Consider the following 13,015-nt stretch of genomic DNA (forward strand, 5'->3'; position numbering starts at 1 on the left):
GCACCACTGCGTCACCCCTTGCCTGCAAATTACGACAAATCTGGTCGCAGCATTGTCTGCGCGGCAGCGATGCGCTTTTCCATTATGTCCTTGAGTGCATCAGGGCCTTCGATCACCAGTTCGCCGGCCCATCCGAACAAGTGATTGGCGAGCTCGAACAAGCCGCCTGATTGGAAACGAACGATCAGTTCGTCGCCATCTTCCTCGAACTGTTGATGGGGATGGAAGCGCCAAGCCCGCGCCCGATCAACCGCCGGGGCTAGCACTCGCAGAACGATCTCATGACCTGCCTCGTGCCAGATGCCGAAGCTGCGGGCCATCCATGCATCGAGATCCCAATCCTCGGGAGGGCATCCGACGATCCCGCTGTCCCGAACATTGGTCATCCGGTCCAGGCGGAAGGTAAACGGCGGATCGTCCCGGTCAGGCATCTTGCCCACGAGGTAGGTGATCGGTCCATGGATCAGACCATAGGGAACAACCCTGCGCCACGACGGCTCATCCGCCCAATCAGGCTGATAATCGAAGTCAACACAATGAGATGCGAGGATGGCAGACTGGATCGTCGTCAGATCTTCGGGCGATGCAATGACAGCAGGCCCTGCTGCGACACGCGAGCGTTGTAGGCGGGTGAGCAGATCGAGGTCGTTGTCCAGCCGACGCCTTTCCGCGCTATCGAAGGCAATCTTGATCTTGGAGAGCAACTTCTCAAGCGCTTCGGTGTTGACCGTACCTTCGCGGCGTCCGGCATCAACCACGGACTGAAGTGCAGCAACCTCCGAAGAACTCGGCCTTGCATAGGCACGTCCCGGGCTGTCCTTGATCCGAAATCGCTTGATCCGACCGTCGATCGCTTCTTCGAGATCGAAATGAATCAGAATGACGTTTCGCAAGCGTTCGACTGTTCGCCGGTTGACCTCAAGCAAGGCCGCCATTTCATCGAGAGTCAGACCGTCGATGCTCTGCGTAAGCGCGTGCACAAGCTTCAATGTGCGGTCGAGATTACTGAGGCGCTTGGTCATCAGGGGCTATTGCTAACTGCCTGATCGGCAAGAGCAAGTGAGTTCGACATCGATCCACGCTTTTTACGACCATTTTTGTCGCATGAATGTGGTTTATGACCGGAAATGGAACCGCCACTCAGGGAGATCGCGAAGAAAATGGGACGTCGTCTGACTGCACAAACCGAATTCGGCCCGCACCCGAAAGGCGAAGCAGCGCATTTTGCAAATGCTGCGGCGAGAGTGCTGCGCGCATTGACTTCTCATCAGCTGAAGCGCTGCGGCGAGGACCTGATCGAACTGATCGAGCAGGAAGTGCCGGTCGATGCCTTGAGCAAGGTGGCCAATCGCGAGAGGCCCTCTTCGACGGAGATGCGAACGATCGCAAGGCAATTGGCGCTCAAGCGTCCTGAAACTACCGACCTTGACCGCATATTTGGCTGGGTTGGTGAGCTGTTTGGCCTCGACGATACCGAAATCACGATCCTCACCATCTTTGCGCGCTGGGGAAAGCTGGAATGCTGGCGCGACCTTGTGCGCCGGGCCCCCTTCTCCTGCAGCAACCTCACTCCGACCGTGGTCGCGCGCCTCTCCGGACTGGAAAGTAACCTTGTCGAGCAGAAGTTGATGCCTGGCGCTCCGCTCTTTTCCTGTCGGCTGCTGCACGACGATCGGGATGGTGAGTATAGTCTGAGTCCGCTGCTCAAGCGCCTCATCCGCGTGAATGCCGAGACACAAGAAGAGATGCTGCGCTGGCTCATGCCGAATCCGGAAGCAGGCTCATTGCTGTGGGACGATTTTGAGCACATTGATCCGCTGCGCGGCGTCGCACTCAAGGTTCTGGCCACCAAGGAGCCGGTCAGCATTCTGCTGTTTGGCGAGCCCGGCACGGGGAAAACAGAATTTGCTCGCACGCTGGCCGCGGAAGCCGGAAGCGGTGCTATCTTCGCAGGCCTTGCCGACGATTTCGGCAATGAACCCGAGCGCTCCGAACGCCTTGATCATCTGATGGTGCTGCGTGCCATGTGCCGTCATCGCCGGAATCGCGTCATTGTTGTCGATGAAGCAGATGACGTGCTCATGATGAGCGAACGCAAGGGCAGCTCGAAGCAGTGGATCAATCGCCTGGTCGAGAACCCGCAAGTGACGACGATCTGGATCGTCAATCAGCGTTCTCGGCTTGACCCGGCAATCCTGCGGCGGATGACCCTTGCCATTGGCTTCGACCGACCACGCTTCTCTGTGCGCGAGCGTGTCGTAAAGAGATCGGCAGAAGCTGCATCGGTTTCGCTTAGCCCAACAGAGCTGCGCGATATTGCGAGTTTGAAAGCGCCGCCGGCCGTCGTCGCGTCAGGCCTGAAGGCGGCTCAACTCGCCTGTGGTGGAGCCGATGTTGCAAAGACTGCCATTCACAGCGTGATGCGCATTCTAGGTCAGTCTTGCGCACCCGATAGTCCGGGAAGTTCCGTCTATGACCCGCAGTTGTCGCGAGCGGACACCGATCTTGCTCGACTTTCAGAGCAACTGGCAAATTCGCCGGACCGTGGGTGGAGCCTGTTGCTTTCGGGGCCATCCGGGACAGGGAAGTCTGCATTTGCAAGGCACCTCGCCGAGGTCATGGGCATCGAGGTCGAAGAGCGACGGTGCTCGGACTTGATGAGCCCATTTGTCGGCGAGACCGAGCAGAACATCGCCGAGGCATTCGCCAGGGCCGCGGAACGCGGCGCCATGCTGCTTATCGATGAAGCAGACAGTTTCCTCTACAGGCGCGAGGCCGGGCAACGAAGTTGGGAAGTCAGCCAGGTCAACGAGATGCTCGTCCAACTCGAACACCTGCGGACACCGTTCGTCGCCACGACGAACCTCGCCGACAAGCTGGATGCGGCGACGCAGCGGCGCTTCACCATGCGCGCCACCTTCAGGTCGATGACGACGGACCAGGCACGCAAGCTCTTTCAGGCACACTTTGGCCAGGTCTGGCCGACGGAGTGGCCAGTCCATGAGGGACAAACGCCAGGTGATTTTGCCGTCGTCGCGCACCGTGCTCACTTGCTTTCAGAGCGCGAGCCGGCTGTTCTGCTGCGCTGGCTGCGCGAGGAAATTGATGCGCGCGGCGATCACGGCCGCGGCGTCATGGGTTTTCACGTTCCAAGAGCGAGCGGACCGATGCAGCGACTGAAACCCTGCGAACAAGAAGCCGCATGAAAAACTCAGCAGTTTGGCTAGTCGACGACCGGGTAGTTCGGCATCGGCCATGCATGCTGGGGATTGTCCATCATCAGATCGATGAAGATCGGTAGCAGACAACCCAGCAGTGAAGCTCCGTCTCTAACCTGGTCGCGATTGACATCACTGTTCCAGGTCGCGCCGCCATGCACCAGCTGATTTCGCAGGACGTAGAGCCGATCGAACAGGATCGACAGGATCCGAACCGTATCGTGTTCGCGCAACGCGTGATTGATGGCTATGCGACCGCGCTCGAGTTTGTGCTCCCAGTCCTCGTAACCTGAAACACCGTTCTGATGCTGCCAGAAGGGATGGTAGACATAGCGATTGTCGAGAAGGAGGCGGATCTCCTGACTGAACCGCTGCCAAACCGCGTCGTAGACACGGTGACGCCCATCGAACTTTACGAGCGTCGAGAAGAACGACTGGAAGAGTCCACGTTCACCTTCCGGCGCTGAGCTGCTGGCCGAGGCTTCTACGTCACCGGCGTAGGCCGCGTTGAACCCGACCCACAGTAGGATGAAGCGAACGTCCTGGTCATCCTGTTCTTCTTCGGCCCGGCGCAGCCACGATAGTGCGCGATGAACGCGAAGGGTCAACGGCGTAGAAAAGCCGTCGCGAAGCGCCCGCTGCTTCTCTTTCAAGGCTTCAGGATGGAGGGGATTGCCTGTCGGGTATCGATAAACCATGCGCACAACTTAGCGCGATGATTTCTTTCGGGATAGTTTACAGAACGTCTCGATGCGGCTTGTCCGCAATTGATCTGATCCACGCGTCGATTTCCTCCTCAACCCACACCGTGCATTTGGGGCCGAGCGAGCGGGATTTGGGAAAGCGCCCTTCGCTCATCCGCTGATAGATAGCCGAACGACGCAGGCCGACCCGGTCAATGACCTCGGGCAGCCGCAAGAGCCGGGGCGGCGGAGGGACTTGCGGAGATGCTTGATCTGCGCTCGCGCTGTCCTCGGAAAACTGGGGATGTGCATTCATGATCGCTCCTGTCAGGTCAATATCTCGGTCCCCTCCGAGGTGAATTGAATCAGCGCGGCAGCGCCATCGAAATGTCGCGGTTGGCAAAATCATCAATGTGCTTGGCAAGCATGCGGGCGACGAGCTGCGAAGTGCCGTTCGCCCACCGGGGTCGCAAATCTTCGACGCGTCGCCCAAGCGTCCGTTCGAGCTGGCCTGGCAAGGCCGTAAAGAAGTCCTCAAGGAACTCCCCCATTTCGCTGCGCATCCATTCGCAGGCGAGATCCTCCTGACCAGCCAGGGCGAGGATCATGCTGGCGCGGGGAAAGGCGCCGCAGACATCGAGAACGCGCGCGGCTTCATCAAGGCCGATCGGCCGATCGCCGCGCATGACACGAAGCAGGGTCTCGCGGTGGATCCCGACTTCTCGAGCGATCTGGTGCTTGGGCTTGTCAGACGACTCGATTGCATGGGCGAGAATGTGCGCGAGGCTGGTGTTGGCTTCGCCTCGGAATGGCGCGGGCTGATGCATCGACAAAAACTCCAACGATGAGGAACTGAGTCGTAGCCATATCGCGCGCGATCGATGTAGGAAAATGAAAAGAACATTTACAGAACATCTCGTTTCTAGGCGAATCACCCCCTAGATCCGAGTCGCCGACATTCACCGCCGCCCCTGTCGGGTTTCGTCGACGCTAATCACGAGTTAAGCCGCTGTTTCTGCGTATTATCGCCGACGCCGGCCGATCGATGCGTCCATATCCGTCCGTCACTTCAGCCCCAGCGGCAATCCGACTTTCCTACATCGATTTCCTAGATGCATGTGAAACACACAGCGAACGAAAGAACGCTGGGTTCACCCCTCCAGATGGAGCTCCATATGCAGTCTCTCACCCTCTCCCGGCGTTCCGGCGCCATTGATCACAACCCCTCGAAGTTCGGGCGGGCCATGACCATTGCAGTACCGCTTGCTGTCGCAGCACTGGCCGCCAGCGCTGCCTACGCTGGCGCCGACACGACCTTCACCCCTGCCCTCACGAAATTCACGGATTTCCTCGAAGGCTCGGGCGGCAAGATCATCACCGTCCTCAGCCTTGCAGGCGGCCTCATCGGTCTCGCCTCGGGCCGGTTCTCGCTCGGACAGGTCGCTGTTCCGGTCGGCGTCGGCATCGGCGTCGGCACGGGTGTTCCGATCGTCACCTCGGTCGTGACCGCGGTCATCTGACGCATCGGACGGGAAGGCGCGTCGCCATGGCAGACCCATATATCATCCCGCGTCGGCTCGACGATCCGGAGCTCATCGGCTTCTGGACCATCGACGAGTTCGCCGGGATGCTCATCCCCTTCACCTGGGGAATCCTCAGCCAGCATATCTTTATCGGCATCATCGTTGCCTTCGGCGCCTGGTTCGCGCTGCGAAAGGCAAAAGCAGGACGCGCCAGCTCCTGGGTAGCCCATGCCGCCTATTGGTATCTGCCGGCCGGATTGCTGGGCCTGAAATCGACGCCGCCTTCCCACTGCCGCCTGCTTGCCGGTTGAGGGGAGATATCCATGTTTGCCGACATTTCACACGAGCGTCAGCAGTCGCTGCTGCGCCAGCGCAACCTCTTTGCGCTCACCAGCGCCGGACTTGGCATTGCGCTCGTCGTAGCGGTCAGCCTTGCTGCCACCCGCGACCGCGAAGTCGTCCTCCTGCCAACACTCCCCAAGCAGCTCACTGTCAGCAGCGCGGGGGTCGAGGCCGACTATCTCGAACTCGTGACCCGCGATGCCGCGCTCGTTCTCCTCAATCGCAGCCCCGAGGGCCTCGACTACTGGATGGACGAGATCCTGAAGCTCGCCGATCCGGCAAGCTACGGACGCCTCAAGGCCGATCTCGTCCGGATTGTCGAAGAGCAGCGGGGGTCGGATGTCACCCAGGCCTTCGTCATCCGGTCGATGACCGTCGACCCCAAGGGGCTGACTTCCGATGTGACGGGCACGCTCAAGACCTTTGTCGGCGCCCAGGTCATCGCGAGCGACGAACGCCGTTTCCGCTTCAACTGGACCTACCGGGGCCTGCGTCTCGCGCTGTCAGGCTTCAGCCAGTTGCCACCCAAAGATCCCACGAAGGAGGCCCAGTGATGGCTTACCGACGCAAGACACGTGCGTGGAGCCTGGCTCTTTGTGCCAGTACCATCCTCGCATTTTCAGGGAGCGGCGCCCAAGCCGCAGACCAGTTCAAACAGGCTGCAGACGGAGCGAGCATCGAATGCGCCGTGTCGGCCCGCGAGCTGACGCGCTTCGCGCTCGTCGACGACCAGTTTGCCAGCGTGTCGAAGATCTCGACCGGCACGCCCTACAACGATTTTGCGGTCACCAACGAACCGCTGCGCGGCGACATCTACGTGTCGGTGCCCGAAACCTATGCGGCGCGGTCGATCAGCTTCTTCGCCACGACCAAGAAGGGCTTCGTCTACAAGGTCTCCTGCCAGGTCGAGCCTGTCCCGGCAGTGCAGGTCTTCATCACCAACCCGGCGATCGCGACAAACAAGGCATCTGGCTGGGAAAGCCAAACGCCGCTGGAGACGAGCGCAGTGCGGCTCATCCAGGCCATGGCCAATGACCGGACGGTCGATGGCTTCGAAGTCAGGCAATCCTCAGCCCTTCCGGCACGGGTCGGCGATCTCGAAATCCAGCTCATCGCCGATTACCGCGGCAGCGCGCTCGCCGGAAAGGTCATCCGCCTGGCGAACCGTGGCCGCAAGCCGCTGATGCTTGCCGAAGCGGATCTCGCATCCTCCCAGACACTCGCAATCTCGATCGCCCAGCCCACTCTCAAATCGGGAGAAAGCACGGTCGCCTTCATCGTCGGTTCGAACGGAGGGTTGGGCCATGACTGATGCTCCCTCGATCTCAACCCCGGTACAGGCCGATCCGGCATCGCCGTCGCCAGTAACCAGCCTCAACGCGAAGACCGCACGGCGGCAGAAGCTTCTGCTTGGCTCCCTGGGCGCACTCGCGCTTGTCGGCGGCAGCTGGTTCATCCTGGGCGGCGACGACAAGGCGAAGAGCGATGATCCCACCGCCGCGCAGACCATCGACACGGCAGGACTCATCAATCGCGACCTTTCGCAGCGCGAGTTCGTCGCGACCTACGGCAACCGTCTCGATGCCGTGACCCGCGAGCAGAAGGCCATGAAGGACGCGAGCCTCCCGCGCGAGGAAATCGAATCCCAGCTTGCCGCGCTCAAGGCCGAGAACCAGGCCATGCGGGTCGATGGCCAGGCCGCGATCGATGCGATCTCGGCTGAGAATGCGGATCTCAAGTCACGCCTTGCCAGCCAGTCCGCCCCTGCAGCCGCAAGCCTGCCGCCACCGGCCTATGGCCCGCAGGCGGGTGGCTACGATGCGCGCGGCCGACCGGTTCAGCCTGCTCCCGCGGGTGCTGCGCTGGGCGCGAACGAAACCGGCCTGCCCGGTCCCGGTGAGGTCAAACTCATGAGCTTCACCTCCGACAAGGCAGGAGCCAGTGGACTGCGAGCGGCTCGCCCGGAAGCGCCGCCGGTGGTGGTCGAGGACTCGCCGGATTATCTGCCGCCCAATTCCTATGCTCCTGCCAAGGTCATTGTCGGCGTCGATGCATCAGCGGGCGTCGCGAGCCAGACCGATCCGCTTCCCGTGGTGCTGCGCATTACCGGTCCGGCGCGATCGGTCATGCAGAACGGCAAGGTTCTGACCACGCGGCTTCAGGGCTGCATCGTCAATGGCGCAGCGCGCGGCGATCTCTCGTCCGAAAAGGTTTACGTGAAGCTGGCGCGGATGACCTGCGACCAGCCCGGTGGGCGCGTCGCGGTGAGCGAGGTCAAAGGCTTCATCAGCTTTGCTGGAAAATCGGGCGTGCGTGGCCGTGTCGTCAGCCGCGAGGGCAGCCTTGTCAGCCAGGCTCTGCTTGCCGGGATTGTCGGCGGGTTCGGGCGCGGCTTTTCGGCGAACGCCAACAGCGTCTTCTCCGGCGTCACGACCAATGCCGATGGCACCCGCTCGAAGCTCTCTGCCGGCGACATCCTCGGCGGTGGGCTCGGCCAGGGCGCTGCCGATGCCGCCGATACGGTCAGCAAATATCTGATCGAGCGCGCCGAACAATACCAACCCGTCGTCGAGATGCCGACCGGCATCGATGTCGAGATCGTCTTCCTCGACGGCGTCTACGTGAGGAACTCCCAATGACCCCCGTCACAAATGATCCAACCCCCACCAAGCCGCGGCGCTGGCTGCGACCGGTGGCGACCGTTGCTGCCGTCGTCGCCCTGTCAGCCGCAACGGGTTGGGGCGTGGCCAGCCTCGCCTCCCCGGCCCAGGCTCCCGACACGGCAAAGGTGCGCGCCGCGCTCAAGCTGCGCCTCCCGAAGACGCCGATCGACGCCATCACCTGCGATGGCCTTGGCGGCCTGTGCGAAGTCGCCTCGAAATCGACGCTGTTCTACGTCGATCGCGCGGCCAAATATCTGGTGATCGGGCGCATCTACGACATGGAGGCGCGGCAAGACCTGACGGCAGCCCGTCTCCTCGCACTCAACCCAGACTTGCTGGCTGCTGGTGCTGCACGGCGGAGCAATGCCAACGAAGAAAGCCAGCCCGCCCCGCGCGCCACCCCGCAGAAGGTATCGCTCGCCGGCCTGCCCGCGAACGGCGCGATCACCTGGGGACCAGCCAACGGCCCCAAGGTCGTCGTCTTCTCCGATTTCCACTGCGGCTACTGCAAGAAGCTCGAAGCCGAACTGAAGGCGATCGGCGCGCGCGTCGAGGAGCGGCCCATTTCGATCTTCGGGGCCGACAGCCGCCGCGATGCCGAACGGGTGCTGTGCTCGCCGCGCCCCGAGCTGTCCCTGCATATGGCCTATTCGGGTCTCGCCCTCGCCAACCCGAAGCCGTGCGACACGAGCGGGCTCGATGCCAACGAGGCCTTTGCCAAGGCCCATGGCTTCAACGGAACGCCGGTGATCGTACGCCCGTCGGACGGCGCGATCCTTGAAGGGTATCGCCCGGCTTCCGTGCTCCGCGAATTCCTCAAGCCCGCAAAAGCGGCAGCCCCCGCTCCGGCCAAGAAAGGATAATCGTCATGGGATTTTCCCGCCGTATTCTCGCCTCTGCCTGCCTTGCCGTGCTGACCAGCGGCTGCGCCACCTTCGGCACCAATATCGAAGGCGATTTCACCTGTCGTGCTCCCAAGGGCGATTGCGCACCCAGCCAGGTGATCGATGCCCGCGCGACCAAGGATTTGTCCGCGACCGGACCGGTCCAGGACGGCTTGCGTCCTCCTGTCCCCGTCGCATCCGGCGATCAGGGCCGCACCTCCGAACGTACGCTCAGGATCGTCTTTCCGGCGCACATCGATGAATCCGGAACGCTGCACGACGATGCGGTCGCCTGGGCGGTGGTCGAAAATCCGCGCTGGGCCGCAGAACTGCGCCGCAAGGCAGGCGAGGATACCGCCCCGCCGCTGATGCGGCAGCTCAGGCGCCAGCTGAAGGCCGCACAGGCCAAGAGCGATCTCCTGAACGAAACCACGGCCCTTCCCCAGGCCAAACAGCCTGATGCCGAGACGTTCGATCTCGGTCAGCCCTTTCAGCCTTCGTCCTCGCTCGAGGACATCTCCTCTGCCTCGCCGCTGGTCCTCCCCTCCACGGCGCGCGAGGCCGTTGCCGGTGCGAGCGCACCGGCGGTCGAGGGGTTCGACATGGCGCAGCCCCCGCATGATCGAACCCCTCGGCCCTCTGCCGACAAGGCCCCGCTGATCTTCCCGACCATCGAGGCGATCGAGGCCGCCAAGAACGCCGCCAAGGCACAAAAGGAGCCCAAGTGATGGCCGAGAAACTCAAGACGATTGTCGACAGGCTCCTCACCGGCCTTCTGGGCGATGCCGAGCACGCTGAACATGACCGGCCTGCCCTGATGCTCGATCTGCTGTCGGACTGGCTCCCCTACCGGGTCTATGATCCGACGAGCCGGCTCTATTTCAACGCGCGCTCCAAAGGCTTCGTGCTCTCGGTCACTCCTCTGATCGGGGCGGACGAACGCACTGGCGAGATCCTCGGGTCGTTCTTCTCCGAAGGGCTTCCGGCAGGCGCCTGTCTCCAGGTTCTGCATCTCGCATCCCCGCGCATCAGCCGGATCGTCGCACCCTGGTTTGCGCCGCGCTATGTTCAGGGCGGCGTCTACGAGGCGATTGCCCGTCACCGCGCCCGGCGGCTCTACGGCCTCGTCTGGGAATCGGGCTCGCAGGATGCGCCCTTCCACGCCCGGCACCATCAGGTCATCGTTTCGGTCGGTGTGCCTGCGTCCAAAGCAGTCAGCAATGAGGATCTCAAGCAGACCCGCGACGGCCTTATTGCCATGCTGAAGTCGCTCAATCTGGGCGTGGCCGAAGTCGAGCCCCAGCAACTGATCGCGATCATCGACGACCTGACCTCGCCAACCACCGCGCCGCAGGACGATGCCGTGCCTTACAATCCCAACGACGCCATCGCGGCCCAGGCAATCCGGCACGATATCGAGCTCGTCATCCACGAAGACCGGATGCGGCTCGTCACCGAGCGGTTTCGTGCGACGGGCAAGATCGAGGACGGCGTTCCCGAGATCGGCACGGTCTACCCCGATGCCTTCGACGTGCGGCATTTTTCCTCGCGCAACATGCCCCAGCGCTGGGCGCCGTGGGAATGCGCACGGCTCATCGGCGACATGTTCACCGACAAGCTGCGCTTCCCCTGCCCGGCGGCAACGATGCTGTGCCTCGTCTATCCCGATCAGGAAGCCGCTTCGGCCAAGGCCGGCTTCAAGTTCATGCGTACGACGAGCCTTGCCGGAACGCGCAGCGCGCGTTTCCTGCCCCGCATCGGCGAGCAAGCGGCCGAGTGGCAGCATGTGCAATCCGAGCTGCAGGAAGGCCGACGTTTGGTGCGGGTCTTCTATGGCCTGACGACCTACTCCCCGCTCGGCCGCGGGGACCGCGACGAACGCGCGATCAAGTCGATCTACAAGGCGGCGGGCTGGGATCTTGCCGATGAGCGATACCTGCAGATCCAGGGGCTGCTCGCGGCCATGCCGATGACGCTGGCCGATGGGCTTGGCGCGGACATGGAGCGCCTCAAGCGCTTCAAGACCGTGCTCTCGACGACAGCGGCCAATATCGCTCCCATGCAGGGCGAATATCTCGGCAGCGTCCATCCGCACCTGCTGTTCGTGGGCCGACGCGGTCAGCCCTTCTTCTGGTCGCCGTTCGAGAACGATGCTGGCAACCACAATGTCGCGATCTGCGGCAAATCCGGCTCGGGGAAGTCTGTGCTGCTCCAGGAAATGTGCGCGGCGCTTCGGGGTGCGGGCGCGCAGGTCGTGGTCATCGACGACGGACGCAGCTTCGAGCATTCGGTGAAGCTGCAAGGCGGCCGGTTCGTCGAGTTCACGATGAAGGCGGGCTTCTGCCTCAATCCGTTCTCGATGATCGATGGCGAGCGCGCGGCCGAAGACGAGGATTACCGGCTCGACTGCTTCGGCATGGTCAAGGCGATCGTCGGCCAAATGGCGCGACACAGCGCAAAGCTTAACGACACCGAGCGCGGCCTGATCGACCGGGCGGTTAACATGGTCTGGAGCGACCGGGGCGTCGATGCCTCGATCACCGGCGTCGGCGAAGCGCTGGCCGGTCTCGGCAATGAAGCCGCGAGCGATCTCGCCACGGCGCTTGCGCCATACATGGCCGGCGGCACCTATGGCGCCTTCTTCGAAGGCCAGGCGAGCCTCGATCTCGACACCGACTTTACCGTCTTCGAGATGTCGGACCTTGCCACCCGCGAGGAACTGCGCAGCGTCGTTCTCTCGGCGATCATGTTCATGACCAGCCAGGCCATGACCCGCAGCCCGCGCTCGGTGAGGAAGCTGCTCTTGATCGATGAGGCGTGGTCGATGCTCAAGGGCGGCTCGATGGGCGAGTTCGTCGAAACCTATGCCCGCACTTGCCGCAAATATGGCGGGGCGCTGGCAACCGCGACGCAGTCACTCAACGACTATTACAAGTCCGACGGCGCGACCGCTGCGCTGGAAAACAGCGACTGGATGCTGATCCTCCAGCAGAAGCCCGAGACGATCGCCGATTTCAAGGCGTCAAAACGCCTCGACATGGACGACCGCACCGAGACCCTGATCCGCAGCCTGAAGCGTTCGGGCAGCGACTATTCTGAAGTCTTCATCAAGGGCCCGGAGACCGAAGCCATCGGCCGGCTCGTCCTCGACGACTATTCGGCGACGCTGTTCTCAAGCTCGCCCCAGACCTTTGCCGCGATCGATGCCGAAATCGCGCGCGGCCACCAGCTTGCCGACGCGATCGAACGGATCGCCTTTGCCAATCGAACCTGACTTCTCCCTCCATCCAAGGACACCCAAAACCGATGCCACTCCATCTCGTCACGCCGATCGACCGGGCCCAGGATGCCCGTGCCGACAGCGACAGCATCGATCTGCCGGTCAAGGGCTGGCGGTCTCATGCCGCCGACCTTTGCTACATCGTGCTTCGCGGCAGCACCTTCCTCGCCTCGAGCTACCTCATGGCGCTCGGGCTGCCGCTGCTCTTCTTCCTTCTGATTTCCGGCGGCGATGCCGGGGTCTTCTTCGCCCATCTCGCCAATATTTCGGACCGTTTTCTCGGCGCCGAGCAAGGCCGCCAGATCGGCTTCCTCGACGAGTTCAAGTTCGTCCTCATCGGTGTCGCCACGCTCGTCGTGGTCTGGCGCCTGCCGCGCTTCATCAACGATCTCGAGCGCGAGCTTTCGGGAGAAAAGCTGTGA

The 13,015-nt window shown here is 62.4% G+C and carries 14 protein-coding genes; 10 read left to right on the forward strand and 4 right to left on the reverse strand.

Annotated features, from left to right (window positions below):
* Positions 1-29: 29 nt before the first annotated feature.
* Positions 30-1,022 (reverse strand): helix-turn-helix transcriptional regulator, encoded by a 993-nt coding sequence (locus DKB74_RS06565; protein WP_109807347.1) that lies wholly within the window; start codon positions 1,020-1,022, stop codon positions 30-32.
* Between the two features lie 105 nt (positions 1,023-1,127).
* On the opposite strand from DKB74_RS06565, the gene DKB74_RS06570 reads away from it, so the two are divergent.
* Positions 1,128-3,206 (forward strand): AAA family ATPase, encoded by a 2,079-nt coding sequence (locus DKB74_RS06570; RefSeq protein WP_109807348.1) that lies wholly within the window; start codon positions 1,128-1,130, stop codon positions 3,204-3,206.
* A 17-nt stretch (positions 3,207-3,223) separates the two neighbouring features.
* Here DKB74_RS06570 and DKB74_RS06575 read toward each other — a convergent pair whose 3' ends face one another.
* Genes DKB74_RS06575 through DKB74_RS06585 form a run of 3 tightly spaced genes read right to left on the reverse strand, consistent with a single transcriptional unit; the run spans position 3,224 to position 4,728 of the window.
* Entirely contained in the window at positions 3,224-3,916 is a 693-nt protein-coding gene (locus DKB74_RS06575; RefSeq protein WP_109807349.1) for a HEPN domain-containing protein, read from the reverse strand.
* Between the two features lie 37 nt (positions 3,917-3,953).
* Entirely contained in the window at positions 3,954-4,217 is a 264-nt protein-coding gene (locus DKB74_RS06580) for an AlpA family phage regulatory protein (protein ID WP_109807350.1), read from the reverse strand.
* A 49-nt stretch (positions 4,218-4,266) separates the two neighbouring features.
* Positions 4,267-4,728, reverse strand: coding sequence for a transcriptional regulator (locus DKB74_RS06585; RefSeq protein ID WP_054529585.1), 462 nt, complete (start codon positions 4,726-4,728; stop codon positions 4,267-4,269).
* A gap of 348 nt (positions 4,729-5,076) precedes the next feature.
* Between DKB74_RS06585 and DKB74_RS06590 the strand changes: the two genes are divergently transcribed.
* The 9 genes from DKB74_RS06590 to DKB74_RS06630 are packed head-to-tail and all read left to right on the forward strand — an operon-like array spanning position 5,077 to position 13,015.
* Positions 5,077-5,421: a TrbC/VirB2 family protein gene (locus DKB74_RS06590; RefSeq protein ID WP_109807671.1), complete on the forward strand. Its 345-nt coding sequence runs from the start codon at positions 5,077-5,079 to the stop codon at positions 5,419-5,421.
* A 26-nt stretch (positions 5,422-5,447) separates the two neighbouring features.
* Positions 5,448-5,735 (forward strand): type IV conjugative transfer system protein TraL, encoded by a 288-nt coding sequence (gene traL, locus DKB74_RS06595; protein WP_007013892.1) that lies wholly within the window; start codon positions 5,448-5,450, stop codon positions 5,733-5,735.
* Between the two features lie 12 nt (positions 5,736-5,747).
* Complete coding sequence (locus DKB74_RS06600; protein ID WP_007011019.1) at positions 5,748-6,320, forward strand: type IV conjugative transfer system protein TraE; 573 nt, start codon at positions 5,748-5,750, stop codon at positions 6,318-6,320.
* Entirely contained in the window at positions 6,320-7,078 is a 759-nt protein-coding gene (locus tag DKB74_RS06605; RefSeq protein WP_109807351.1) for a type-F conjugative transfer system secretin TraK, read from the forward strand. Before DKB74_RS06600 ends, DKB74_RS06605 begins: the two co-directional genes overlap by 1 nt.
* Positions 7,071-8,405 carry a TraB/TrbI/VirB10 family type IV secretion system protein gene (locus DKB74_RS06610; RefSeq protein WP_109807352.1) on the forward strand — a complete coding sequence of 445 codons (1,335 nt, stop codon included), beginning with the start codon at positions 7,071-7,073 and terminating at the stop codon, positions 8,403-8,405. The genes DKB74_RS06605 and DKB74_RS06610 overlap by 8 nt, the downstream gene beginning before the upstream one ends.
* Positions 8,402-9,292 (forward strand): DsbC family protein, encoded by an 891-nt coding sequence (locus DKB74_RS06615; protein ID WP_109807353.1) that lies wholly within the window; start codon positions 8,402-8,404, stop codon positions 9,290-9,292. The genes DKB74_RS06610 and DKB74_RS06615 overlap by 4 nt, the downstream gene beginning before the upstream one ends.
* Positions 9,293-9,297: 5 nt before the next feature.
* Positions 9,298-10,041, forward strand: a complete 744-nt coding sequence (locus DKB74_RS06620; protein ID WP_109807354.1) for a conjugal transfer protein TraV — start codon at positions 9,298-9,300, stop codon at positions 10,039-10,041.
* Positions 10,041-12,587 (forward strand): type IV secretion system protein TraC, encoded by a 2,547-nt coding sequence (gene traC / locus DKB74_RS06625; RefSeq protein ID WP_109807355.1) that lies wholly within the window; start codon positions 10,041-10,043, stop codon positions 12,585-12,587. The genes DKB74_RS06620 and traC overlap by 1 nt, the downstream gene beginning before the upstream one ends.
* Before the next feature lie 32 nt (positions 12,588-12,619).
* Complete coding sequence (locus DKB74_RS06630; protein WP_109807356.1) at positions 12,620-13,015, forward strand: hypothetical protein; 396 nt, start codon at positions 12,620-12,622, stop codon at positions 13,013-13,015.

The sequence above is a fragment of the Stakelama portus genome (assembly GCF_003171655.1).
Lineage (GTDB): Bacteria > Pseudomonadota > Alphaproteobacteria > Sphingomonadales > Sphingomonadaceae > Sphingomonas > Sphingomonas portus.

Bases quoted from the DNA above. Each gene is read 5' to 3' on its own strand.
- DKB74_RS06565 (WP_109807347.1), bottom strand. From the start codon at position 1,022: ATGACCAAGCGCCTCAGTAATCTCGACCGCACATTGAAGCTTGTGCAC.
- DKB74_RS06585 (WP_054529585.1), bottom strand. From the start codon at position 4,728: ATGCATCAGCCCGCGCCATTCCGAGGCGAAGCCAACACCAGCCTCGCG.
- DKB74_RS06620 (WP_109807354.1), top strand. From the start codon at position 9,298: ATGGGATTTTCCCGCCGTATTCTCGCCTCTGCCTGCCTTGCCGTGCTG.
- DKB74_RS06615 (WP_109807353.1), top strand. From the start codon at position 8,402: ATGACCCCCGTCACAAATGATCCAACCCCCACCAAGCCGCGGCGCTGG.
- DKB74_RS06630 (WP_109807356.1), top strand. From the start codon at position 12,620: ATGCCACTCCATCTCGTCACGCCGATCGACCGGGCCCAGGATGCCCGT.
- DKB74_RS06575 (WP_109807349.1), bottom strand. From the start codon at position 3,916: ATGGTTTATCGATACCCGACAGGCAATCCCCTCCATCCTGAAGCCTTG.
- traC (WP_109807355.1), top strand. From the start codon at position 10,041: ATGGCCGAGAAACTCAAGACGATTGTCGACAGGCTCCTCACCGGCCTT.
- DKB74_RS06600 (WP_007011019.1), top strand. From the start codon at position 5,748: ATGTTTGCCGACATTTCACACGAGCGTCAGCAGTCGCTGCTGCGCCAG.
- DKB74_RS06580 (WP_109807350.1), bottom strand. From the start codon at position 4,217: ATGAATGCACATCCCCAGTTTTCCGAGGACAGCGCGAGCGCAGATCAA.
- DKB74_RS06570 (WP_109807348.1), top strand. From the start codon at position 1,128: ATGGAACCGCCACTCAGGGAGATCGCGAAGAAAATGGGACGTCGTCTG.
- traL (WP_007013892.1), top strand. From the start codon at position 5,448: ATGGCAGACCCATATATCATCCCGCGTCGGCTCGACGATCCGGAGCTC.
- DKB74_RS06590 (WP_109807671.1), top strand. From the start codon at position 5,077: ATGCAGTCTCTCACCCTCTCCCGGCGTTCCGGCGCCATTGATCACAAC.
- DKB74_RS06605 (WP_109807351.1), top strand. From the start codon at position 6,320: ATGGCTTACCGACGCAAGACACGTGCGTGGAGCCTGGCTCTTTGTGCC.
- DKB74_RS06610 (WP_109807352.1), top strand. From the start codon at position 7,071: ATGACTGATGCTCCCTCGATCTCAACCCCGGTACAGGCCGATCCGGCA.